The following is a 24,203-nucleotide window of genomic DNA, read 5'->3' as shown; positions in this document are numbered from 1 at the left end:
ATGGCAAAAAACAAAGTTCAAAAAGTCGACGTGTCTGAGCAGTTTGCAAATCTGCAGCGCCAGTTCACCAATCTGGACACAAAGGACCCTTCGCTGTGGCCGCCGCTTCCGCGGTTCCTCCTGTGTTTATTCATTGCTATAGCGGTTGCTGCTGCGCTCTGGTTCATCAAGCTGACGGACTACGAGACAGAATTGCAGACGGAAAAGGCGACCGAGTTGACACTGCGCGAGGATTACAAAAAGAAGCTCCAAAAGGCAGTAAGCCTGGATGCATTGAAGAAGCAGCGCGAGCAGGTCCAGCAATACGTTATCCAGTTAGAAAAACAACTGCCCAGCAAGGCGGAGATGGCCGCGCTTCTTTCTGATATCAACCAGTCTGGCTTGGGGCGTAGCTTGCAATTCGAGCTGTTTCGGCCAGGGCAGGTCGTTGTGCGCGAATATTATGCAGAGCTGCCTATCGCCGTTCGGGTCACAGGTAGATACCACGATATGGGAGCATTTGCTTCAGATATTGCTCATTTGTCGCGTATCGTCACTTTGAATGATGTGGCAATTAGTATGCCGCAGGGAAAAGATAAAGACCGAGACATGGCCAACGGTGTTTTGATCATGGACGCCACAGCGCGGACCTTCCGCTATCTGGATACTGAGGAAATTCAAGCCCAACGCAAGACGGCGGCGAAGGGACCTGCAAAATGAGAGCGCTTAAAAGCAGTTTGATTCTGGCCTGTATTGCGGTGCTGACGGGTTGCGTTGCGTCCGGTGAAGATGAAGTGCGGCAGTGGATCAGTGAAGAGCGCGCTCAGGCCAAGTCCCGCGTCACTCCGATCACAGAGCCCAAACAATTCAGGCCTGAGGCCTATACGGCAGATGCGCAGCTGGAGCCTTTCAATCCTCTGAAGCTGACACAGGCTTTGCGCAGGGATTCGTCGCAACTCGCCTCCAACGCGGCGTTGATTGCACCAGAGATGGCGCGCCGCAAAGAACCCTTGGAGGCGTATCCGCTGGACACCATCAAGATGGTTGGCAGTCTGCAAAAGAAAGGCCAACCAGCCGCCTTGGTCACGGCCGACAAGTTGCTGTACCAGGTCACGGTTGGGCAGTACCTTGGGCAGAGTTATGGACGAATCACGTCCATCAATGAAACAGCCATTCAACTGCGTGAGATCGTGCAGGATGCGACTGGGGACTGGATTGAACGTACGACGTCGCTTGAGTTGCAAGAAGGGGTGAAAAAATGAAGCAGAACAGTTTTGGTATGGTGCGATTTTTTAATCGAAGCGCACTTTTTGCGGCGTCTGTTGCAGTGTCTTCGCTGGCGTGGGCGCAAGGCTCCATTGAAAATATCTCGGGTGCGATGCAAGGCGGAGTCGAGATTGTCCGCATTGATTTTTCAGAGCCAGTGGCAGTATTGCCAACCGGCTTCGTGATTCAATCGCCTGCTCGCATTGCCTTGGATTTTCCTGACACGACCAGTGCCTTAGGTAAATCGACAGTGCAGATCAATCAGGGAAATATCCGTTCGGCCAATCTGGTGCAGGCCCCTGGACGGTCAAGGGTGGTGCTGAATTTGAAGCAGGCGTCTTCGTACCGTACGGAACTTCAAGGCAAGTCCGTGCTGGTTTATCTAGATACCACTGCGGCTCCAGCGGCCGCGACCACCTCGCAGCCAGTGAGTTTTGCAGAAAGCGCAAATGCTGAAGTAATGGCTATCAAGGATGTTGATTTTCGCCGTGGTGCGGATGGCTCAGGCAGGGTTGTCGTGACGCTGCCCAGCAACCAAGTTGGCGTGGATCTGCGGCCCGTTGGTAAGGGCTTGACGGTTGATTTCCTGAAGTCCTCCCTATCTGAAGGCTTGCGCAGGCGCCTGGATGTCACGGACTTTGGGACCCCCGTACAGATCATATCGACCACCCAGCAGGGTGAGCGAGTCCGCATGGTGATCGAACCGGTGGGCGAGTGGGAGCACAGTGCTTACCAAAGCGACAATCAGTTCGTGATCGAAGTGCGCCAGAAAAAGGTCGATTTGACCAAACTAACCCAGGGGCCTGGCTACAGTGGTGAAAAGCTGTCGCTCAATTTTCAGAACATTGAAGTCCGTTCATTGCTGCAGGTGATTGCCGATTTCACCAATTTCAATATCGTGACCTCTGACACCGTCACGGGTGCGCTGACGTTGCGACTCAAGGATGTTCCTTGGGATCAGGCTCTGCAGATCATCATGGACGCCAAGGGCCTTGGAATGAGAAAAAACGGCTCGGTGCTCTGGATCGCTCCCAAAGACGAAATCGATGACCGGACCAAGAAGGACTTCGAAGCCGCGTTGGCCATCCAGAAGCTGGAGCCTCTCAGAACCCAGGCATTCCAGATGAACTATGCAAAGGCGGTGGATATGGTGGTGCAACTTTCCACCACGGCTAGTGGTGGTGGTAGCACCTCCAATCGATTTCTGAGCGAGCGTGGGAGTGCAATTGCCGAACCCCGGACCAATCAACTGTTCGTGACGGATACGGCCAATAAGCTGGAAGAGGTGCGACAGCTTCTCTCCACCTTGGATGTGGCGGTCCGCCAGGTAATGATCGAAGCGCGTATTGTGGAGGCATCGGACACTTTCGGGCGCTCTCTTGGTGTGCGTCTCGGGGCTACAGACCTTCGCGCCGCTCGCGGTGGAGATGGCGGATACTCGTTGGGAACCAGCGGCAACCGGATTGGATTTGGCACCAATTACAGCAATGCAGTAGCCTCTACGTCCGCTGGTGGTGCTGTCAACACAAATGGTAACTTTGTCAATCTGCCTGCGACTGCCATTGGCGGCTACGATCCATCCAGTTTTGCTATATCTATTTTCAACTCGGCTGCCAATCGGTTTTTGAATCTTGAGATTTCTGCTTTGGAGGCAGATGGCAAAGGTAAGATCGTATCCAGCCCCCGGGTTGTGACTGCGGACCAGACCAAGGCATCCATTGAGCAAGGTACGGAGTTTCCTTATCCGGTAACTGCGCCCAACGGCGGTACTGTGATTGCGTTCAAGAAGGCTGTTCTTAAATTGGAAGTGCTCCCTCAGATCACTCCCGAAGGAAACATCATTCTTGATCTGGATGTCAACAAGGACAGCCCTGGTGAAGTGCTGAACAATGTCCGGGCAATCAACACCAAACACATCAAGACACAAGTGCTGGTGGAGAATGGTGGAACTGTTGTGATTGGTGGTATTTTTGAGTTGTTTGAGGACAATACGGAGACCAAGGTCCCACTGTTGGGCGATATTCCGGGTGTGGGGAATCTTTTCAAAACACGCACGAAATCAGCCAACAAGCAGGAAATGCTGATTTTCATCACGCCAAAAGTCATCACCGATCGCTCGGCATTCCGCTAAAGTTTTTTTGAAATGGGAAAGAAAATGAAAAAATTATGGAAGACCTTTCTCCTCTCTTCCGCTGCAGCCTTACTGGCGGCTTGTGGTGGCGGTGGGGGGAGCGGAGGAGAGTCCAATCTCCAATACCGCATCACTTTGAGCACTGCGAAGTCTCAACTCCCTATAAATATCGCTCATGTAAGGGCTAACACAGGCGCGTTTGCTCCTTACACCACCACCTTGTATGTGGATGCGCGCGTAGGTTCCAATGCGATTCCTGGTGGCGAAGATATCTTCGCCTGTAATATCGTACAGGGTTTGGATTCTGGTGCCTTGTATTATCTGGATGGTGATAGTGAGCATGAAGACGACGATGGAAATGCGTTGGCATATCGTGCAGTGGTTCTCGGCGCCAATGCTGGCGGTGCTTCCTTCCACTTCCACTCCAGCGACCAGGCGGGGACAGCGCGCGTGGTGTGCTCGGTGACTGATCCTCGTGATAAGCGGGTTTATAGCGCGAGCGTGGATATTGTGGTGGGTGCTGCGACAGGCAAGGTCTCCAGCGTCACAGGTATTGCTGAAGCGCCGGGCGTTCTGCTTTCGCGAGACAGCATTAGTCGGGCGCCCTATCGGAACAATATCGGTGTGCAGGCGTTTGTCATGGATGATGCGAACCAACCCATTCCCGCGCCTTCGGCTCCGAATCTTCAAGTAAGCATTCGTCCGATCGGTCAGGCTGCAGTGGGTGCGCGCTTGCTGCAGGGAAACCAGTCGGGTAGCGTATTGCAGGTGCGCACGATTGGTGGCGTGGGGCTATTCTCACTTGCAAGCGGCCCCAACAATGGCTCCATCGTGCTGGAATATGTCACCGACCGGTTTGACAATGACGTCACCAATGGTATCCAGGATCCGGTGACAGCGCTTCATGCGGTTCCTGTCGTGGACAACGTGGCCTTGGCGCCCTTGACCCTGCCCACGCCAACGGACCAAGACGCGGTCGTTGGCCTGCCTTTCGCCGCAGTGTTCCCTGTTCAAGGGGGGGTTGGTCCCTATACGTGGTCTGCCATTGCACTGCCAAGTGGTCTTTCCATCAGCAATGACGGTATCGTGAGTGGCGTGCCCCAGGGACCCGGCTCGTACACCGGTGTAATCACGGTGGTCGATTCTCTTGGTGCCAAGGCATCGGGCAATGTGAAGTTCACGGTAGCTGCTGGTGCTTCAGTGCCGAATCCCCTGACAGTGAACGGCTGTGTGAGCACGGGAACCACGGTGTGTTCGTTGCCTGCAGCGAATGTCGGTGAAGCCTACCTGTACAGCCTGTCGGTTTCCGGTGGAAATTCTACGGACCCTGTAGTTTGGACTTTCGCTCCTACTCCTTTGCCAGCAGGCTTGAGAGGTGGCAGCACGGGCAACAGCGGCGTGATCAGCGGCACCCCCACCGCATCGTGCAATGCCAGGTTCTTGGTGACGGCCACCCGCGGTACGGTCACCGTGACCCAGCAGGTGTCTGTGCAGATCGGTGCCAACACGGCAGCTTGCCCTTGACAGGGTCCAAGAGGGCGTTCGGCAGGATTCGAAGGTCTCGGATCTGCTGAGCGCCTCGCAGGAAAATTTAAAAGCCCCGTGGGTCCTGACCCACGGGGCTTTTTCCATGGGAAAGTGCCGCCCGTGCTGTCTCCTTGACGGGGGCGTTGGCATTCTGCGTAAACTAGGGGCTTATGTCTGAAACCGTCGATCTGACCCCCGCTTCTCGCCCCGCACCCACGGCAGGCATCGTCTCCCACATGGTCTCCATTGATCTGGGAGATCGCAGTTACAACATCGAAATCGGTGCAGGCCTCCTTGGCGGCCTGCAAGAAGGTCTCGAGCTGCCCAGCGGCACTTCGGCGCTGGTCGTCACCAACGAAACCGTAGGCCCTTTGTATGGGACCGCTGTGGTGCAGGCATTGCGCAAGCGCTACCCCGTTGTGCACACGGTGCAACTGCCGGATGGCGAGGAGTTCAAAGGGTGGGAGACCCTCCAGCGCATCTTCGATGCCTTGCTGACCCATGGCTGCGACCGCAAGGCCGTGCTGTTTGCGCTCGGTGGCGGTGTCATCGGCGACATGACCGGCTTTGCCGCCGCGACCTACATGCGGGGCGTTCCCTTCGTGCAGATCCCCACCACCTTGCTCGCGCAGGTGGACTCATCGGTGGGGGGCAAGACGGCCATCAACCACCCGCTGGGCAAGAACATGGTGGGTGCGTTCTACCAGCCCCGGCTGGTGGTTTGCGACCTGGCCACGCTCGACACCCTGAGCGCGCGCGAGATGAGCGCTGGGCTGGCTGAAGTGCTCAAGTACGGGCCCATTGCAGACATGGAGTTCATGCAGTGGCTGGAATCCTCTGTGGATGCGCTGCGCGCCCGTGACCGGGTCGCGCTGGCCCATGCCGTGCGCCGTAGCTGCGAGATCAAGGCCTGGGTGGTCAGCCAGGACGAACGCGAAGGAGGCCTGCGGGCCATTCTGAATTTCGGCCACACTTTTGGCCATGCCATCGAGGCGGGCATGGGCTATGGCGTGTGGCTGCATGGCGAAGGCGTGGGTGCCGGCATGGTGATGGCAGCCGAACTCTCCCTGCGGCTTGGCCTGGTTGACGATGCATTCGTGCAGCGGCTCGTCGCACTGATCGAGCGGGCGGGTCTGCCCACCAGGGGCCCGGTGCTCGATGCGGCGGACAATGCTGGCCGTTACCTGGAGCTCATGCGCATCGACAAAAAATCCGAGGCGGGTGAAATTCGCTTCGTGCTCATCGATGGTCCTGGCAAGGCGATTGTCCGCCCCGCTCCAGACAAGTTGGTCCGGGAGGTGATTGATGCGTGCTGCCGGTAACGGCGTGGCGGGCCTCTGTCCTGTCCGCGCAGCTGCACCATTACCTATCAAGTGGCAACAGGCACTTTGACCAGTACAGCCGGCCTTGCCGCCTATGCCAGCCTGTCGTCGCAGAGCAGGGGGCGGCGGTATCCTGAGGCGCCGGCACCGACCCGCACGGAGTACCAGCGCGACCGCGACCGCATCGTGCATTCCACGGCGTTTCGCCGGCTGGTCTACAAGACCCAGGTCTTCCTCAACCACGAAGGCGATCTGTTCCGCACGCGCCTGACACATTCGCTGGAAGTCGCTCAACTGGGCCGGTCGATTGCGCGCTCGCTGCGCATCGACGAAGACCTCGTCGAGGCCATCTCGCTGGCGCACGACCTGGGCCACACCCCATTCGGCCACGCCGGGCAGGATGCGCTACACACCTGCATGGCCGACCATGGTGGATTCGAGCACAACCTGCAAAGCCTGCGGGTCGTGGACAAGCTGGAGGAGCGCTACCCCCAGTTCGACGGCCTGAACCTCAGCTTCGAGACGCGCGAGGGCATCCTCAAACACTGTTCGCGTGCACACGCACAGCAGCTCGAAGACGCCGAACCCAGCGGGGTCGGTGGGCGCTTCCTGCGCCGCGAACAGCCCAGCCTGGAGGCCCAGCTGTGCAACCTCGCCGACGAGATCGCCTACAACGCCCATGACATTGATGATGGCGTGCGCTCGGGCCTCATCACCCTGGCGCAACTGCGCGAGGTGCCCCTGTTCGACCAGTACCGCCATGCGGCCCAGGCCGCGCACCCGCACCTGAACGATGCCGCCATGCACCGCCGCCTGCTGTTCGAGGCCATCCGTCTCATGCTCAGTGCCCAGGTGTACGACGTGATCGACGCCACCTCGGCGGCGCTCGTGCAGGCGGCGCCGGACAGCGCCGACGCGGTGCGGCAGTCTGCGCCGCTGGTGATGTTCAGCGATGCCATGCGGGAGCAATCCACGGTGCTCAAGCGCTTCCTGTTCAAGAACCTGTACCGCCACCCCCAGGTGATGGAGACCACCGGGCGTGCGCAGCAGATCGTGCGGGACCTCTTCGCCGCCTATGTGCAGGCGCCGCAAGAGATGAACCCCGCCTTTGCGCAGCAGGCCAGCACCAGTGATGGCACGGCCAAGGCGCGTGCGATTGCCGACTTCATCGCAGGCATGACGGACCGCTTCGCCGCGCGCGAGCACGAGCGCCTGACGGGGCAACGCCTGCTCGACTGACGGATGGGCGCCGGATCCGGCCAAAAAGGGTGGCAAAAGACCTGGTTGAGTCCCGCCCGTTAAAATCGCAAGCCACTCCCCCGCGCGCGCCCAGCGCCTTTGCATGAACACCCTTTCTTCTGCGGCCTCGCCATCGACCGAGGTCTCTTTGCCCCTTGCTGAGCACCCGGTCGTCCGCGACACGGTGCAATGGCTGGAGCGGGCCGTCATCGGACTGAACCTGTGTCCTTTTGCCAAGGGTGTGCACGCCAAAGGGCAGATCCACTATGTGGTGAGTGCCGCCGTCGATGCACAGCAGCTGCTGGCCGATCTGCGTGAAGAGCTGCTTGCTTTGGCGAGGATGGAGGCTGCCGTCCGGGACACGACCTTGCTGGTCGTGCCCACGCCGCTGTTGGCGGATTTCCTGGATTTCAACGATTTTCTCGGCGAGGCAGACGTTCTGCTCGAAGAACTCGAACTCGACGGCACGCTGCAGATCGCCAGTTTCCATCCACAGTTCCAGTTTGCCGGCACCAGCGTGGATGACGTGACCAACTGCACCAACCGATCCCCGTACCCCACACTGCATCTGCTGCGCGAAGAAAGCATCGACCGCGCGGTGGAAGTCTTTCCCGAGGCCGAGACCATCTACGAACGCAATATCGAAGTGCTTGAAAAACTGGGCATGCCGGGGTGGGGGGCTCTGCAGGTTGGTGCCGGCTGCGCCGCTGCCCCAGCGGTGGGAGGTGCCGCATGAACGCGCCCCGCAACAAGCAAAGTGCAAAGCCTGCGGGCAAGGGGGCCGCGTCGCCGCAAGCGGATCTGCTGTCCGAACTGCGTCCAGGCCAGTCGATCGAGCTGCTGCAGGAGCTACACATCCTCACGCGCGATGGGCGGCTCAACCAGGATTCGCGGCGCAAGCTCAAGCAGGTGTACCACCTGTTCAACTTCATCAAGCCCCTGCTCACCGAGTTGTCGGCCGAAGGGCACAGCCCCAGCCTGGCCGATCATGGCGCGGGCAAGTCCTACCTCGGCTTCATCCTCTACGATCTGTATTTCAAGGCGCTCTCGCGCGGCCATATCTATGGCATCGAAACGCGCAGCGAGCTGGTGGACAAGTCGCGCGTGCTGGCCCAGCGGCTGGGCTTCGGGCGCATGTCCTTTCTGAACCTGTCGGTCGCCGAATCCGCCGATGCCGCCGAATTGCCCGCCCAGGTCGACGTGGTCACCGCCCTGCACGCCTGCGATACCGCCACCGACGATGCCATCGCCTTCGGCCTGCAAAAGCGTGCTCGCGCCATGGTGCTGGTGCCTTGCTGCCAGGCCGAGATGGCCGCCTGCCTGCGCCAGGGCAAGGCGCTGCAACTGGCGCGCACGCCCCTGGCCGAGCTGTGGCGCCACCCCCTGCACACGCGCGAACTGGGCAGCCAGGTCACCAACGTGCTGCGCTGCCTGTACCTGGAGGCCAGTGGCTACCAGGTCACGGTGACCGAGCTCGTGGGCTGGGAGCACAGCATGAAGAACGAACTCATCATTGCGCGCTACACGGGCCAGAAGAAGCGCAGCGCGGCCGAGCGGCTGCGCGCCATCCTGCGCGAAATGGGGCTGGAGAAGGCGATGGCCGGGCGGTTCGGGCTGCAGCCCCTGGCCGAGGCACAGGTGGATAGCGCCGAAGCTGCTGCGCCTTAGCGCCTCGCCGGATGCCCGTGGAGCGCGGACATCGTCGGCCAGTTGGCGGCCCTCGCGGCATGGCGACGGAAATGGGGACAGGTATATCATGCCTATCCCGCACCATTCTTCCGACCATCTGCCTTCCATGGCCCGCCTGCCCCGACTGACGCTGCCCGACTTTCCCCACCATGTGATCCAGCGGGGCAACAACCGCCAGGCGATCTTCCTGGACCGCGCCGACTTCGAGGCCATGCTGGTGCTCCTGGATGAAAATGCGCGCAAGTTCCAGGTGGCCCTGCATGCCTACGTGCTCATGGACAACCACTTCCACCTGCTGGCCACGCCGTCCACCGACGACGGTCTGCCACAGATGATGCAGTCCATCGGCCGCAGCTACGTGCGCTATTTCAACCAGCGCCATGGCCGCACGGGCACCTTGTGGGAGGGGCGCTACCGCTCCACCGTCATCCAGTCGGAGCGCTACCTGCTGGCGTGCATGGTCTACATCGACCTCAACCCCGTGCGCGCCGGCATGGCTGCGCGCGCAGCGGACTACCCCTGGTCCAGCCATGGCCACTGGCTGGGGCTGCGCACCGACAAGCTGCTCACCACCCATGCCTTGTACTGGGCGCTGGGCAACACGCCTTTCGCGCGTGAAGCTGCCTACGCAGGGTTGGTGCAGTCGGGCCTGGGCGACAAGCAGATCCAGTCCATCACGCAATCTGCGCTGAGCGGCTGGGCCCTGGGCGAGCCCGACTTCGTGGCCGACCTGCAAAAGCTGACTCCCCGCAGGGTGGCCAAGGCCAAGCCGGGCCGACCCCCGATGCCAGCAGATTTGGAAGCCTGAGCCTGCCTGCCAAGGTGCCTACCGCCGTTCGACTTCTTTTATTTTGATATGTCCCCAATTAAATCCGACTTATTCAGTTAGTTAATTTAATTAGAATCTGACCCCAATTAATATGCTTGCATTGCATGTTGCAATGCACTAATCTTGCACTCCCTGCGAAAATTCATGAGGAGTGCGCCATGACCACGGCTGCCGAGATCCAGCATCTCCAACAAAACGGTTTGTATTCATCGTCCAACGAACACGACGCCTGCGGCCTCGGTTTCGTCGCCCACATCAAGGGCGTCAAGCGTCACGACATCGTGACGCAGGCCTTGAAGATCCTGGAGAACATCGACCACCGTGGCGCCGTGGGTGCCGACAAGCTCATGGGCGACGGCGCAGGCATCCTGATCCAGATCCCCGACGCGTTGTACCGCGAAGAGATGGCCAAGCTGGGCGTCACGCTGCCTGCGGCCGGCGAGTACGGCGTGGGTATGATCTTCCTGCCCAAGGAGCATGCCTCGCGCCTGGCCTGTGAGCAGGAGATGGAACGCGCCATCAAGGCCGAAGGCCAGGTGCTGCTCGGCTGGCGCGATGTGCCAGTGAACGTCGACATGCCCATGTCGCCCACCGTGCGCAAGAAGGAGCCCATCCTGCGCCAGGTCTTCATCGGCCGTGGCAACGACGTGATCGTGCAGGACGCGCTGGAGCGCAAGCTGTACGTGATCCGCAAGACCGCCAGCGCCGCCATCCAGAACCTCAAGCTCAAGCACAGCAAGGAATACTACGTTCCCAGCATGTCCAGCCGCACCGTGGTCTACAAGGGCCTGTTGCTGGCCGACCAGGTGGGCACCTACTACATGGACCTGCAGGACGAGCGCTGCGTCTCGGCCATCGGTCTGGTGCACCAGCGTTTTTCCACCAACACCTTCCCCGAATGGCCGCTGGCCCACCCGTACCGCTACGTGGCGCACAACGGTGAAATCAACACCGTCAAGGGCAACTACAACTGGATGAAGGCGCGCGAAGGCGTGATGGCCTCGCCCGTGCTCGCGGCCGACCTGCACAAGCTCTACCCCATCAGCTTCGCCGACCAGTCCGACACCGCCACGTTCGACAACTGCCTCGAGTTGCTGACCATGGCCGGCTACCCCATCAGCCAGGCCGTGATGATGATGATCCCCGAGCCCTGGGAGCAGCACACCACCATGGACGAGCGCCGCCGCGCCTTCTATGAATACCATGCCGCGATGATGGAGCCCTGGGATGGCCCGGCCTCCATCGTCTTCACCGATGGCCGCCAGATCGGCGCCACGCTGGACCGCAACGGCCTGCGCCCCTCGCGCTACTGCATCACCGACGACGACCTGGTCATCATGGCCTCGGAATCGGGCGTGCTGCCCATCCCCGAGAACAAGATCGTGCGCAAGTGGCGCCTGCAGCCCGGCAAGATGTTCCTGATCGACCTGGAGCAGGGCCGCATGATCGACGACGAGGAGCTCAAGGCCAACGTCGTCAACACCAAGCCCTACAAGCAGTGGATCGAAAACCTGCGCATCAAGCTCGACAGCATCGACGCCGCAGCCGACGCGCCTGCGCCCGAAGCCGCCACGCTGCCACTGCTTGACCGCCAGCAGGCCTTCGGCTACACGCAGGAGGACATCAAGTTCCTGATGGCCCCCATGGCCCGCAATGGCGAGGAGGGCATCGGCTCCATGGGCAACGACAGCCCGCTGGCCGTGCTCTCGGGCAAGAACAAGCCGCTGTTCAACTACTTCAAGCAGCTGTTCGCCCAGGTGACCAACCCGCCGATCGACCCGATCCGCGAAGCCATCGTGATGTCGCTCAACAGCTTCATCGGCCCCAAGCCCAACCTGCTGGACATCAACCAGGTCAACCCGCCCATGCGGCTCGAAGTGAGCCAGCCCGTGCTCGACTTCGCCGACATGGCCAAGCTGCGCGACATCGAAAAGTACACGCAGGGCAAGTTCAAGAGCGCCACCATCGACATCACCTACCCGCTGGACTGGGGCCGTGAGGGCGTGGAAGCCAAGCTCGCCTCGCTGTGCGCGCAGGCCGTGGACGCCATCAAGGGCGGCGCCAACATCCTGATCGTCAGCGACCGCGCCGTGAGTGCTACCCAGGTGGCCATCCCCGCACTGCTGGCCCTGTCGGCCATCCACCAGCACCTGGTGGGCGCTGGCCTGCGCACCACGGCCGGCCTGGTGGTCGAGACCGGTACTGCGCGCGAAGTGCACCACTTTGCCGTGCTGGGCGGCTACGGCGCCGAAGCCGTGCACCCCTACCTCGCGATGGAAACCCTGGCCGAGATGCACAAGAACATGCCCGGCGACCTGTCGCCGGACAAGGCCATCTACAACTATGTCAAGGCCATCGGCAAGGGCCTGTCCAAGATCATGTCCAAGATGGGCGTGAGCACTTACATGAGCTACTGCGGCGCTCAGCTGTTCGAGGCCATCGGCCTGAACACCGACACCGTGGGCAAGTACTTCACGGGCACCGCCAGCCGCGTTGAAGGCATCGGCGTGTTCGAGATCGCCGAGGAAGCCATCCGCATGCACAAGGCCGCCTTCGGCGACGACCCGGTGCTCGAAACCATGCTCGACGCCGGCGGCGAATACGCCTGGCGCGCGCGTGGCGAAGAGCACATGTGGAGCCCCGACGCCATTGCCAAGCTGCAGCACTCCACGCGTGCAAACAACTGGAATACGTACAAGGAATACGCGCAGATCATCAACGACCAGAGCAAGCGCCACATGACGCTGCGCGGCCTGTTCGAGTTCAAGATCGACCCTGCCAAGGCCATCCCCGTGGACGAGGTCGAGTCCGCCAAGGAAATCGTCAAGCGCTTCGCCACTGGCGCCATGTCGCTGGGCTCCATATCCACCGAGGCGCATGCCACCCTGGCCGTGGCCATGAACCGCATCGGCGGCAAGAGCAACACCGGCGAAGGCGGCGAGGACGCCGCGCGCTACCGCAACGAACTCAAGGGTATCCCGATCAAGCTCGGCGACACCTTGAAGAGCGTCATCGGCGCCGAGAACGTCGAAGTCGACCTGCCCCTGCAGGACGGCGACTCCCTGCGCAGCCGCATCAAGCAGGTGGCCTCGGGCCGCTTCGGCGTCACGGCCGAGTACCTGTCCTCGGCCGACCAGATCCAGATCAAGATGGCCCAGGGTGCCAAGCCCGGCGAAGGTGGCCAGCTGCCCGGCGGCAAGGTCTCCAACTACATCGGCAAGCTGCGCCACAGCGTGCCCGGCGTGGGCCTGATCTCGCCCCCGCCGCACCATGACATCTACTCCATCGAAGACCTGGCGCAGCTCATCCACGACCTGAAGAACGTGGCACCGCACGCCAGCATCAGCACCAAGCTGGTGTCCGAAGTCGGTGTGGGCACGATTGCTGCAGGCGTCACCAAGTGCAAGAGTGACCACATCGTGATCGCCGGGCACGACGGCGGCACGGGTGCATCGCCCTGGTCGTCCATCAAGCACGCAGGCGGCCCCTGGGAAATCGGCCTGGCCGAAACCCAGCAGACCCTGGTGCTCAACCGCCTGCGCGGCCGCGTGCGCGTGCAGGCCGACGGCCAGATGAAGACCGGCCGCGACGTCGCCATCGGCGCGCTGCTCGGAGCCGACGAATTCGGCTTTGCCACGGCGCCTCTGGTTGTCGAGGGCTGCATCATGATGCGCAAGTGCCACCTGAACACCTGCCCGGTGGGCGTGGCCACGCAGGACCCCGCGCTGCGCGCCAAGTTCTCGGGCAAGCCCGAGCACGTGGTCAACTACTTCTTCTTCATCGCCGAAGAAGTGCGCCAGATCATGGCCCAACTCGGCATCCGCAAGTTCGACGACCTGATCGGCCGCGCCGACCTGCTGGACACGCGCTCCGGCATCGCCCACTGGAAGGCCCGCGGCCTCGACTTCGGCCGCCTTTTCGCCCAGCCCAACGTGCCCGCCGACGTGCCGCGTTTCCACGTGGACGTGCAGGACCACAACATCGAGAACACGCTCGACCGCAAGCTCATCGAGCGCAGCCGCCCGGCCATCGACAAGGGTGAGCGCGTGCAGTTCATCGAGGTGGCGCGCAACGTCAACCGCTCCGTGGGCGCCATGCTCTCGGGGGCCGTGACGCGTGCCCACCCCGAAGGCCTGCCGGACGACACCATCCGCATCCAGCTCGAAGGCACGGGCGGCCAGTCGTTCGGCGCCTTCCTCACGCGCGGCATCACGCTGTACCTGATCGGCGACGCCAACGATTACACCGGCAAGGGCCTGTCGGGCGGCCGCGTCGTCGTGCGCCCCAGCATCGACTTCCGGGGCGATTCGGTGCGCAACACCATCGTGGGCAACACGGTGATGTACGGCGCCACCACGGGTGAAGCCTTCTTCAGCGGCGTGGCCGGCGAACGCTTTGCCGTGCGCCTTTCGGGTGCCACGGCGGTCGTCGAAGGCACGGGCGACCATGGCTGCGAATACATGACCGGCGGCACCGTGATGGTGCTGGGCAAGACCGGCCGCAACTTCGCGGCTGGCATGAGCGGCGGCGTGGCCTACGTCTACGACGAAGACGGCCAGTTCGACACGCGTTGCAACATGTCCATGGTCACGCTCGAACGCATCCTGCCCTCGTCCGAGCAGGAATCCACCGTGCCGCGCGCCATCTGGCACAACGGCCAGACCGACGAAGCCCAGCTCAAGAAGCTGCTGGAAGACCACAACCGCTGGACGGGCAGCAAGCGCGCGCGCGAACTGCTCGACAACTGGGCGGCATCGCGCAGCAAGTTCGTCAAGGTCTTCCCGACCGAGTACAAGCGCGCGCTGGCCGAGATTTATGAACGCAAGGTGCTCGAGGAGCCTGCCACCCCCGCGGTGGCCCCGGCCTCCAAGAACGTGGCCGTGCCCGCCAAGTAAGGCGCTGCCCGACCGAACACCTGCACAGCATTCATAGACAAGGACACGCAATCATGGGAAAGACCACCGGCTTCATGGAGTACGAGCGCATCGAAGAGGGCTATAAGCCCGTCGGCGAGCGCCTGAAGCATTACAAGGAATTCGTCATCGGCCTGGATGAATCCCAGGCCAAGGTGCAGGGCGCGCGCTGCATGGACTGCGGCACGCCGTTCTGCAACAGCGGCTGCCCGGTGAACAACATCATTCCGGACTTCAACGACCTGGTCTACCAGGCCGACTGGAAGAGCGCCATCGCCGTGCTGCACAGCACGAACAACTTCCCCGAGTTCACCGGCCGCATCTGCCCCGCACCCTGCGAGGCAGCCTGCGTGCTCAACGTGAACGACGACGCCGTGGGCATCAAGTCCATCGAGCACGCCATCATCGACCGCGCCTGGGAAGAGGGCTGGGTCAAGCCCCTGCCGCCCAAGCACAAGACCGGCAAGAAGGTTGCCGTGATCGGCGCCGGCCCGGCCGGCATGGCTGCGGCCCAGCAGCTGGCGCGCGTCGGCCACGACGTGACCCTGTTCGAGAAGAACGACCGCATCGGCGGGCTGCTGCGTTACGGCATCCCCGACTTCAAGATGGAGAAGACGCACATCGACCGCCGTGCCGATCAGCTCAAGGCCGAAGGCGTAACCATCCGCACCAGCGTCTTCGTCGGTGCCGCCAAAGACGGTCTGGGCAAGGGCTCCAAGGTCACCAACTGGGCCAAGGAAACCATCACCCCCGAGCAACTGCAGGCCGAGTTCGACGCCGTGCTGCTCACCGGCGGCGCCGAGCAGAGCCGCGATCTGCCTGTGCCCGGCCGCGACCTTGATGGCATCCACTTCGCCATGGAGTTCCTGCCCCAGCAGAACAAGGTCAACGCCGGCGACAAGCTCAAGAACCAGCTGCGCGCCGACGGCAAGCACGTCATCGTGATCGGTGGCGGCGACACCGGCAGCGACTGCGTGGGCACGAGCAACCGCCATGGTGCCGTCAGCGTCACGCAGTTCGAACTCATGCCCCAGCCGCCCGAGGTCGAGAACCGCCCCATGACCTGGCCTTACTGGCCGATCAAGCTGCGCACCAGCTCCAGCCATGAAGAAGGCTGCGAGCGCGAATTCGCCATCTCCACCAAGGAGTTCATCGGCGAGAAGGGCAAGGTCACCGGCCTCAAGACCGTGCGCGTGGAGTGGAAGGACGGCAAGATGGTCGAGGTCGCCGGCTCCGAGCAGATCCTCAAGGCCGACCTGGTGCTGCTGGCCATGGGCTTCGTGAGCCCCGTGGCGGCCGTGCTCGAAGCTTTCGGTGTCGACAAGGACGCCCGTGGCAACGCCCGCGCCACCACCGAGTTCGATGGCGGCTACGCCACCAGCGCCCCCAAGGTGTTTGCCGCAGGCGACATCCGCCGTGGCCAGTCCCTGGTGGTCTGGGCCATCCGCGAAGGCCGCCAGGCCGCGCGTTCGGTCGATGAGTTCCTCATGGGCTACTCGGATCTGCCGCGCTGATTGCTGGCAAGGCAACGGCTGAGAGCGGCGCCCTGGTGGCGCCGTTTTTCATGGTGTGCCGCAGGGTGCCCATCCAGGAAAGACCGTTGCGCACGCGCGACGCTGGATATAGGCACAATTGGAAGCAATGTCTCTCCGGGAATACCAGACACTGGTGTCCTGGGCAGGTTCGCACAACCCGTATCGGGCAAGTGCAAACATACATGTATGTATGTTTGTGGATTCGGCTACCATCGCTGCTGTGTTGCGCGCAGGGTTTGCCGTGTGCGCGGACCATCGTTTCTGCATACCACCCTTTTTCTTCTGCATGCCTGAGCCTTCGCCTTTTGCCGAATTGCGCAACGTCACCTTCTCCTACGGTGACCGCGCCATCCTGCGCGACGTGTCGCTGACCGTGCCGCGCGGCAAGGTCACGGCGCTCATGGGGGCCTCGGGTGGGGGCAAGACCACGGTTCTGCGCCTCATCGGCGGACAGCAGCAAGCCCAGCAGGGCGAGGTGCTGTTCGATGGCCAGAATGTGGGGAAGATGGACGCGGCTGGCCTTTACACTGCGCGGCGGCGCATGGGCATGCTGTTCCAGTTCGGCGCCCTGTTCACCGACCTCGATGTGTTCGAGAACGTCGCCTTTCCGCTGCGCGAGCACACCGACCTGCCCGAGGCGCTGGTGCGCGATGTGGTGCTCATGAAGCTCAATGCCGTGGGCCTGCGCGGTGCGCGCGACCTCATGCCCAGCGAGATTTCGGGCGGCATGGCCCGGCGCGTGGCGCTGGCCCGTGCCATCGCGCTCGACCCTGAACTCGTCATGTACGACGAGCCCTTTGCCGGGCTCGACCCCATTTCCCTGGGCACCGCTGCCCAACTGATCCGCCAGCTCAACGATGCCATGGGGCTGACCAGCATCGTAGTCTCGCACGACCTGGAGGAAACCTTCCGCCTGGCCGACCACGTGATCATCCTCGGCGAAGGCGTGGTCGCCGCGCAGGGCACGCCCGATGAGGTGCGTGCCAGCAAGGACCCGCTGGTGCACCAGTTCGTGCACGCGCTGCCTACCGGGCCGGTGCCCTTCCACTACCCGGGGCCCACGGCGGAGCAGGACTTCGGCCCTGCCGGGGGGATAGGCCTGTGAGCTGGTACCAACCTTCCGACGTGGGCCTGGCCGTGCGCCAGCAACTGGCCGACATCGGCGCCGCGGCGCACCTGTTCGTGCGCCTGGTGCGACTGTTCGGTGCCACCTTCATGCGGCCGTCGCTGGTGCGCGACCAGGTGCACTTCCTGGGCAACTATTCGCTGGCCATCATCGCCGTCTCGGGCCTGTTCGTGGGCTTCGTGCTCGGCCTGCAGGGCTACTACACGCTGCAGCGCTACGGTTCGTCCGAGGCGCTGGGCATGCTGGTGGCGCTGTCGCTGGTGCGCGAGCTCGGTCCCGTGGTCACGGCGCTGCTGTTCGCCGGCCGGGCAGGCACCTCGCTCACGGCCGAGATCGGCCTCATGCGCGCGGGCGAGCAGCTCAGCGCCATGGAGATGATGGCCGTGGACCCCGTGCGCCGCATCCTGGCGCCGCGTTTCTGGGCCGGCGTCATCACCATGCCCCTGTTGGCCGCCGTGTTCAGCGCCGTCGGTGTGATCGGCGGCTGGGTGGTCGGCGTGGTGTTGATCGGAATCGACCCCGGGGCCTTCTGGAGCCAGATGCAGGGCGGGGTCGATGTCTGGAAGGATGTCGGCAATGGCGTTCTCAAGAGCGTGGTGTTCGGTGTCACTGTCACCTTCGTGGCGCTGCTCCAGGGCTATGCCGCCAAGCCCACGCCCGAGGGCGTGTCCCGCGCGACCACGCGCACGGTGGTGATGGCCTCGCTGGCGGTGCTGGCGCTGGATTTCCTCCTCACCGCCCTGATGTTCAGCATCTGACGCCGGGCCGCCGGTGGACCAAGAAAAGAGACCTTAACGATGCAACGCTCCAAAAATGATGTCTGGGTAGGCCTGTTCGTGATGCTGGGCATCGCGGCGCTGGTGTTCCTGGCCCTGCAGTCGGCCAACCTCCTGACCCTCAATTTCCAGCGCGGCTACCAGCTCACCGCGCGCTTCGACAACATCGGCGGCCTGAAGCCCCAGGCGGCCGTGCGCAGCGCCGGCGTGGTCGTGGGCCGGGTGGAGTCCATCGCCTTCGATGACAAGGCCTACCAGGCGCGCGTCACGCTGGCCATGCAGGACCGCTATGCGTTTCCCAAGGACAGCTCGCTCAAGATCCTCACCAGCGGCCTGCTGGGCGAGCAGTACATCGGCATCGAGGCTGGCGGTGACGAGAAGAACCTCGCGGCGGGCGACATGATCACCGCCACGCAGTCCGCCGTGGTGCTAGAAAACCTCATTGGACAATTTCTTTACAGCAAAGCCGAAGACGGCAGTAAGCCCGCAGGGGCAGGTAGCAAAAAATGATGAACAGGACGCAAGCGGGCACGGCCCGCGACGATGAAAACCACCCCGCAAACGGCGCTGCAATGCTGCGGCGCACCGGCCGGGCCTTGGTGGCCGTGCTGGGGCTCGCCTTGCTGGTCGGCTGCGCGAGCGGCCCCCGCAACGACCCGCGCGACCCGCTGGAGCCCTACAACCGCGGGGTCACCAAGTTCAACGAACAGGTCGATGCCCTGGTGCTCAAGCCTGTGGCCACGGCCTACAAGGAAGTCACGCCCGCTCCGGTGCGCACCGGGGTGAGCAACTTCTTCGCCAACCTGACCGACGTCTGGTCCTTCGTGAACAACGTGCTGCAGTTCCGGCTCGAAGGTGCTGCTTCCAGCTTCATGCGCGTGAACGTGAACACCTTCCTCGGCCTGGGCGGCGTGCTGGATGTCGCCAGCGAGCTGGGCATTGACCGTTACCGCCAGGACTTCGGCCTGACGCTGGGCCGCTGGGGCGTGGACACCGGTCCCTATGTGGTGCTGCCCATTCTTGGTCCCTCCACGGTGCGCGATACCTTTGCCCTGCCGGTCGACATGATGGGCAACCCCGTGCGCTACGTGGACCCGACCTCGGCCCGCAATTCGCTGTACGCCTTGCGCGCGGTGGATGTGCGTGCCAACCTGCTGCGTGCGGGCTCCGTGCTCGACAGTGCTGCGCTCGACAAGTACAGCTTCACGCGCGACGTGTTCCTGCAGGTGCGCAGCCAGGCCGGCGAGGCGCCGTACGACAAGGACAAGGATGATGGCGCCCAGGACTCCAAGGACGGCATGCTGCCCGAGGAGCCCCCTGCGGACTCCAAGAAGCGTTGATTTTTCCGCCGGTTGGGTGTTGCACTTGCTTGCAACCCGCAACCTGGCCGAAGCACATGGATGGCCCCTCGGGCCCACAATGAAATCAAGGGTGCCTTGCACGCCCCAATGAAAGCAGATGACATGATGATGAATCGACGACTCGTGGGCCATATCGCCCTGACCCTGGCGGCCACCGCAACGCTGGGCCTGCCCCTGTCTGCCCTGGCCGCGGATGAAGCCCCCGACGCCTTGATCAAGCGCCTGTCCACCGACGTGCTGAACACCGTCAAGGCTGACAAGGCCATCCAGGGCGGAGACCTGTCCAAGGTGATCGCGCTGGTGGACAAGACGGTCATGCCCAACGTGAACTTCCGCCGCATGACCGCCGCCGCCGTAGGCCCGGGCTGGCGCCAGGCCACGCCTGAGCAGCAAAAGCGCCTGCAGGACGAATTCAAGATCCTGCTGGTGCGCACCTATGCGGGTGCTCTGGCCCAGGTGAATGACCAGACCATCCAGGTCAAGCCCCTGCGCGGCGATCCCGCCGACAAGGACGTGGTGGTGCGCACCGAGATCGTGGGCCGCGGCGACCCGATCCAGCTCGACTACCGTCTGGAAAAGACCCCGGGCGATGGCGCCGGCTGGAAGATCTACAACCTCAACGTGCTCGGCGTGTGGCTGGTGGAAACCTACAAGGGCCAGTTCGCGCAGGAAATCAACGCCAAGGGCGTGGATGGCCTGATTGCCTCGCTGGAAGCGCGCAACAGGTCCAATGCCGGCACCAAGGGCTGACACAGGGCCTTCCACTGTGCCTGTCCTGGTCCTTCCGCAGGAACTGACGCACCGCCAGGCACCGGCGTGCCTGCGCATGCTGCTGCAGGGCCTGAAGGTGCACAAGGAGCCGGGCGTGGTGGTGGATGCCCAGGCGCTGTCCGTGTTCGACACCTCCGCGCTGGCAGTGCTGCTCGAATGCCGGCGCGAGGCGCTCTCGGACCGCAAGACCTTTGCCGTACAGGGACTGCCCGCAGCGCTGACCAGTATGGCCGGGCTGTACGGCGTTGCAGATCTGCTGCCTGCAGCCTGACCCGTCTGGCAGGGGCTACCGGGGCCGGCGCAGCAGGTTTGTGCACCAGGCCTTAAAATCAGCGGCTCATGCCCGCAGTCTCATTCCAAGCCGTTTCCAAGACCTTTGATACGCCCAAAGGCCCTTTCCAGGCACTCAACCAGGTCAGCCTGGACATCGAGGAAGGGGAGTTCTTCGGACTCCTCGGCCCCAATGGTGCCGGCAAGACCACCCTGATCAGCATCCTCGCCGGCCTGGCCCGGCCCAGCAACGGCCGTGTGCTGGTGCAGGGCAGCGACGTGCAGGCGCAGTTCGCCGAGGCCCGGCGCAAGCTCGGCGTGGTGCCGCAGGAGCTGGTGTTCGACCCCTTCTTCAACGTGCGCGAGGCGCTGCGCATCCAGTCAGGCTACTTCGGTGTGAAGAACAACGACGCCTGGATCGACGAGTTGCTGCACCACCTGGGCCTCACGGACAAGGCCAACGCCAACATGCGCCAGCTTTCGGGTGGCATGAAGCGGCGCGTGCTCGTGGCCCAGGCCCTGGTGCACAAGCCGCCCATCATCGTGCTTGACGAGCCCACCGCCGGGGTCGACGTGGAGCTGCGCCAGACCCTGTGGCAATTCATCGCCCGCCTGAACAAGGAAGGGCACACCGTGCTGCTCACCACGCACTACCTTGAGGAGGCCGAGGCCCTGTGCAACCGCATTGCCATGCTCAAGACCGGGCAGGTGGTGGCCCTGGCCGATACCAGCGAACTGCTCAAGGCCGCTTCGGGCAATGTGCTGCAGTTCAAGGCCGACGTGAAGCTGCCGCCCGCACTGGCGCGCCTGGCGCGCGTCACCGGCCGCATCGTGCAGATGCCGGCGCACGACGCGCGCGAGATCGAGGAGCACCTGGCCGCGCTGCGCGTGGCGGGTGTGGAGGTGCATGACATGGAGATCCGCCGCCCCGACCTGGAGGATGTGTTCCTGCAGGTGATGGCCGGCACATCGGCGTCGCACCCGCCGCCTGCGGCCTCTGCCGCTCCCGCAGCCCTGGGAGCCCACGCATGACCGGCTGGCAAACCCTGTTCTACAAGGAACTGCTGCGCTTCTGGAAGGTGGGCTTTCAGACCGTGGCCGCGCCGGTGCTCACCGCCGTGCTGTACCTGCTGATCTTTGGCCACGTGCTCGAAGACCATGTGAAGGTCTATGACCGCATCAGCTATACGGCCTTCCTGGTGCCCGGCCTGGTGATGATGAGTGTGCTGCAGAACGCCTTCGCCAACAGCTCGTCGAGCCTGATCCAGAGCAAGATCATGGGCAGCCTGGTGTTCGTGCTGCTCACGCCCCTGTCGCACTGGGCCTGGTTCGTGGCCTATGTGGGCTCCTCCATCGTGCGCGGGCTGGCCGTGGGGCTGGGGGTGTTCATCGTCACCGTCGCCTTCGCGCGACCGGAGTTCGCAGCGCCGTTGTGGATCATTGCATTTGCCGTTCTGGGGGCGGGCCTTCTGGCCACGCTGGGCCTCATCGCCGGGCTGTGGGCCGACAAGTTCGACCAGATGGCCGCGTTCCAGAACTTCGTGATCGTGCCGATGACCTTCCTGTCCGGCGTGTTCTACTCCATCCAGTCGCTGCCGCCGTTCTGGCAGACCGTGAGCCACCTGAACCCGTTCTTCTACATGATCGACGGTTTCCGCTACGGTTTCTTCGGCCAGAGCGACACCTCGCCCTGGCTCAGCCTCGGTATCGTGGGCGTGGCCTGGCTCGCGGTCAGCTGGCTGGCCGTGCATCTGCTGCGCACCGGCTACAAGATCCGCCATTGACCGATATTGAACCGCCCGGGAGCGGTTCGCGGTAACCTTGCCGCCCGCCCCGGATGCAGACAACCACGCCCCACCCATGACCGCCGACCAACTCCAAGACCTCATCGCCGCCGGCCTGGCCTGCGAGCACATCGACCTGCAGGGCGATGGCCGCCACTGGTATGCCACCATCGTCTCGGCCGAGTTCGAGGGCAAGCGCCTCATCCAGCGCCACCAGCGCGTGTACGCCACGCTGGGCTCGCGCATGCAGACGGACGAGGTGCATGCCCTGTCCATGAAGACCTTCACGCCCGCCGAATGGGCAGCGCAGCCGCGCTGAGCCGCTGCCACCCTGGCACCTCCCACTACTTTTTCACTGGTTTCGTGATGGACAAACTCCTCATCCGTGGTGGCCGCACCCTGCAGGGCGAGGTGCTGGTCTCCGGCGCCAAGAATGCCGCACTGCCCGAACTGTGCGCCGCGCTGCTCACGGCCGAGCCGGTCACCCTGCTCAACGTGCCCCAGTTGCAGGACGTGAGCACCATGCTGACCCTGATCCGCAACATGGGCGTGGCGGCCGAGCGCGCACCCGACGGCACCTTGCGCATCGACGCGAGCGGCCTGAACACGCCCGAGGCCCCGTACGAGCTGGTCAAGACCATGCGCGCCTCGGTGCTGGCCCTGGGGCCGCTGCTGGCACGCTTCGGTGAGGCTACCGTGTCCCTGCCCGGCGGCTGCGCCATCGGCTCGCGCCCGGTGGACCAGCACATCAAGGGCCTGGCCACCATGGGTGCAGAAATCGTGGTCGAGCATGGCTACATGATCGCCAAGCTGCCTGTGGGCGCCACGCGACTGAAGGGCGCGCGCATCACCACCGACATGGTCACGGTGACCGGCACCGAGAACTTCCTCATGGCCGCGGCGCTGGCCGAGGGTGAGACGGTGCTGGAAAACGCCGCGCAGGAGCCCGAGATCATCGACCTGGCCGAGATGCTGATCGCCATGGGCGCGAAGATCGAAGGCCACGGCAGCAGCCGCATCCGCATCCAGGGCGTGGAGCGTCTGAACGGCTGCACCCACCGTGTGGTGGCCGACCGCATCGAGGCCGGCACCTTCCTGTGCGCGGTGGCGGCCACCGGCGGCGACGTGGTGCTGCGCCATGGGCGCGCCGACCACCTCGATGCCGTGATCGACAAGCTGCGCGAGGCCGGCGTGCAGGTGCAGGCTGTGGATGGCGGTATCCGGGTGCAGAGCCCCGGTGCCGGCAAGCTGCGTGCCCAGGGCTTTCGCACCACCGAATACCCCGGGTTCCCCACCGACATGCAGGCCCAGTTCATGGCACTCAACTGCGTGGCGCAGGGCACCTCCACGGTGACGGAGACCATCTTCGAGAACCGCTTCATGCATGTGGACGAGCTGGTGCGCCTGGGTGCCCGCATCCAGACCGATGGCAAGGTGGCCGTGATCGAGGGCCTGGGCAACGCCGAGGCCGTGAATCCACCCCTGTCGGGCGCCACCGTGATGGCCACCGACCTGCGCGCCTCGGCCAGCCTGGTGATTGCCGGCCTGGTGGCCGACGGCGAGACCGTGGTGGACCGCATCTACCATCTGGACCGTGGCTACGATTGCATGGAAGCCAAGCTGCGCGGCATCGGAGCGGACATCGAGCGGATGTCCTGACCGCCACACCGCCCGCGCCCCTTTTC

22 protein-coding genes are annotated in these 24,203 nt (G+C 63.2%); 21 read left to right on the top strand and 1 reads right to left on the bottom strand.

Translation table 11 applies throughout. From position 1 onward, the window contains the following. The 14 genes from ASE31_RS25845 (at position 1) to mlaD (ending at position 18,842) form a co-directional block, all read left to right on the top strand. Positions 1 to 699, top strand: coding sequence for a type 4a pilus biogenesis protein PilO (locus ASE31_RS25845; protein WP_057205116.1), 699 nt, complete (start codon positions 1 to 3; stop codon positions 697 to 699). Further along, positions 696 to 1,241: a pilus assembly protein PilP gene (locus ASE31_RS25840; RefSeq protein ID WP_057205113.1), complete on the top strand. Its 546-nt coding sequence runs from the start codon at positions 696 to 698 to the stop codon at positions 1,239 to 1,241. The genes ASE31_RS25845 and ASE31_RS25840 overlap by 4 nt, the downstream gene beginning before the upstream one ends. Further along, positions 1,238 to 3,376, top strand: a complete 2,139-nt coding sequence (pilQ, locus tag ASE31_RS25835; protein ID WP_157412664.1) for a type IV pilus secretin PilQ — start codon at positions 1,238 to 1,240, stop codon at positions 3,374 to 3,376. Before ASE31_RS25840 ends, pilQ begins: the two co-directional genes overlap by 4 nt. Before the next feature lie 12 nt (positions 3,377 to 3,388). Then, positions 3,389 to 4,900 (top strand): Ig domain-containing protein, encoded by a 1,512-nt coding sequence (locus ASE31_RS25830; protein ID WP_235514769.1) that lies wholly within the window; start codon positions 3,389 to 3,391, stop codon positions 4,898 to 4,900. 173 nt (positions 4,901 to 5,073) lie between these two features. Then, positions 5,074 to 6,225, top strand: coding sequence for a 3-dehydroquinate synthase (gene aroB, locus ASE31_RS25825; RefSeq protein WP_369819500.1), 1,152 nt, complete (start codon positions 5,074 to 5,076; stop codon positions 6,223 to 6,225). A gap of 66 nt (positions 6,226 to 6,291) precedes the next feature. Then, positions 6,292 to 7,464, top strand: a complete 1,173-nt coding sequence (locus tag ASE31_RS25820; protein ID WP_157412663.1) for a deoxyguanosinetriphosphate triphosphohydrolase — start codon at positions 6,292 to 6,294, stop codon at positions 7,462 to 7,464. Between the two features lie 103 nt (positions 7,465 to 7,567). Continuing rightward, positions 7,568 to 8,200 (top strand): DUF1415 domain-containing protein, encoded by a 633-nt coding sequence (locus ASE31_RS25815; protein WP_057205101.1) that lies wholly within the window; start codon positions 7,568 to 7,570, stop codon positions 8,198 to 8,200. Next, positions 8,197 to 9,132, top strand: coding sequence for an SAM-dependent methyltransferase (locus ASE31_RS25810; protein ID WP_057205098.1), 936 nt, complete (start codon positions 8,197 to 8,199; stop codon positions 9,130 to 9,132). Before ASE31_RS25815 ends, ASE31_RS25810 begins: the two co-directional genes overlap by 4 nt. A 127-nt stretch (positions 9,133 to 9,259) precedes the next feature. Continuing rightward, the gene (locus ASE31_RS25805) at positions 9,260 to 9,961 is read left to right on the top strand and encodes a transposase (protein WP_057205095.1); all 702 of its coding nucleotides are present in this window, start codon (positions 9,260 to 9,262) and stop codon (positions 9,959 to 9,961) included. Between the two features lie 179 nt (positions 9,962 to 10,140). Next, positions 10,141 to 14,877, top strand: a complete 4,737-nt coding sequence (locus ASE31_RS25800; protein WP_057205092.1) for a glutamate synthase-related protein — start codon at positions 10,141 to 10,143, stop codon at positions 14,875 to 14,877. 53 nt (positions 14,878 to 14,930) lie between these two features. Further along, positions 14,931 to 16,409: a glutamate synthase subunit beta gene (locus ASE31_RS25795; RefSeq protein ID WP_057205089.1), complete on the top strand. Its 1,479-nt coding sequence runs from the start codon at positions 14,931 to 14,933 to the stop codon at positions 16,407 to 16,409. Between the two features lie 307 nt (positions 16,410 to 16,716). Beyond that, on the top strand, positions 16,717 to 17,535 hold the full coding sequence (locus tag ASE31_RS25790) for an ABC transporter ATP-binding protein (protein ID WP_057205258.1): 819 nt from the start codon (positions 16,717 to 16,719) through the stop codon (positions 17,533 to 17,535). Continuing rightward, positions 17,532 to 18,314, top strand: coding sequence for a lipid asymmetry maintenance ABC transporter permease subunit MlaE (gene mlaE / locus ASE31_RS25785; RefSeq protein WP_057205087.1), 783 nt, complete (start codon positions 17,532 to 17,534; stop codon positions 18,312 to 18,314). Before ASE31_RS25790 ends, mlaE begins: the two co-directional genes overlap by 4 nt. A gap of 39 nt (positions 18,315 to 18,353) precedes the next feature. Then, complete coding sequence (gene mlaD / locus ASE31_RS25780) at positions 18,354 to 18,842, top strand: outer membrane lipid asymmetry maintenance protein MlaD (protein WP_057205084.1); 489 nt, start codon at positions 18,354 to 18,356, stop codon at positions 18,840 to 18,842. On the opposite strand, the gene ASE31_RS33190 is transcribed toward mlaD, so the two are convergent. Then, positions 18,772 to 18,918 carry an F-box protein gene (locus ASE31_RS33190; protein ID WP_369819499.1) on the bottom strand — a complete coding sequence of 49 codons (147 nt, stop codon included), beginning with the start codon at positions 18,916 to 18,918 and terminating at the stop codon, positions 18,772 to 18,774. The two genes, mlaD and ASE31_RS33190, sit on opposite strands and share 71 nt — an antisense overlap. Between ASE31_RS33190 and ASE31_RS25775 the strand changes: the two genes are divergently transcribed. From ASE31_RS25775 to murA, 7 genes are all read left to right on the top strand, one after another. After that, positions 18,905 to 19,672, top strand: a complete 768-nt coding sequence (locus ASE31_RS25775; protein ID WP_057205255.1) for a VacJ family lipoprotein — start codon at positions 18,905 to 18,907, stop codon at positions 19,670 to 19,672. The genes ASE31_RS33190 and ASE31_RS25775 overlap by 14 nt on opposite strands. Before the next feature lie 123 nt (positions 19,673 to 19,795). After that, positions 19,796 to 20,443, top strand: a complete 648-nt coding sequence (locus ASE31_RS25770; protein ID WP_057205253.1) for a phospholipid-binding protein MlaC — start codon at positions 19,796 to 19,798, stop codon at positions 20,441 to 20,443. Further along, complete coding sequence (locus tag ASE31_RS25765) at positions 20,424 to 20,735, top strand: lipid asymmetry maintenance protein MlaB (protein ID WP_057205081.1); 312 nt, start codon at positions 20,424 to 20,426, stop codon at positions 20,733 to 20,735. The genes ASE31_RS25770 and ASE31_RS25765 overlap by 20 nt, the downstream gene beginning before the upstream one ends. 68 nt (positions 20,736 to 20,803) lie before the next feature. Beyond that, positions 20,804 to 21,766: an ABC transporter ATP-binding protein gene (locus ASE31_RS25760; protein ID WP_057205078.1), complete on the top strand. Its 963-nt coding sequence runs from the start codon at positions 20,804 to 20,806 to the stop codon at positions 21,764 to 21,766. Beyond that, positions 21,763 to 22,518: an ABC transporter permease gene (locus ASE31_RS25755; RefSeq protein WP_057205075.1), complete on the top strand. Its 756-nt coding sequence runs from the start codon at positions 21,763 to 21,765 to the stop codon at positions 22,516 to 22,518. The genes ASE31_RS25760 and ASE31_RS25755 overlap by 4 nt, the downstream gene beginning before the upstream one ends. A gap of 76 nt (positions 22,519 to 22,594) precedes the next feature. Further along, a complete protein-coding gene (locus ASE31_RS25750) occupies positions 22,595 to 22,837 on the top strand; it encodes a BolA family protein (protein WP_057205251.1) in 243 nt (80 codons plus the stop codon). A 47-nt stretch (positions 22,838 to 22,884) separates the two neighbouring features. After that, the gene (gene murA, locus ASE31_RS25745; RefSeq protein WP_057205250.1) at positions 22,885 to 24,177 is read left to right on the top strand and encodes a UDP-N-acetylglucosamine 1-carboxyvinyltransferase; all 1,293 of its coding nucleotides are present in this window, start codon (positions 22,885 to 22,887) and stop codon (positions 24,175 to 24,177) included. The last annotated feature ends 26 nt before the right edge of the window (positions 24,178 to 24,203 follow it).

It is taken from the genome of Acidovorax sp. Root217 (genome assembly GCF_001428645.1).
GTDB lineage: Bacteria > Pseudomonadota > Gammaproteobacteria > Burkholderiales > Burkholderiaceae_C > Acidovorax.
Note: the sequence above shows the minus strand (reverse complement) of the source record. Positions and strands in the feature narration are given on the sequence as shown.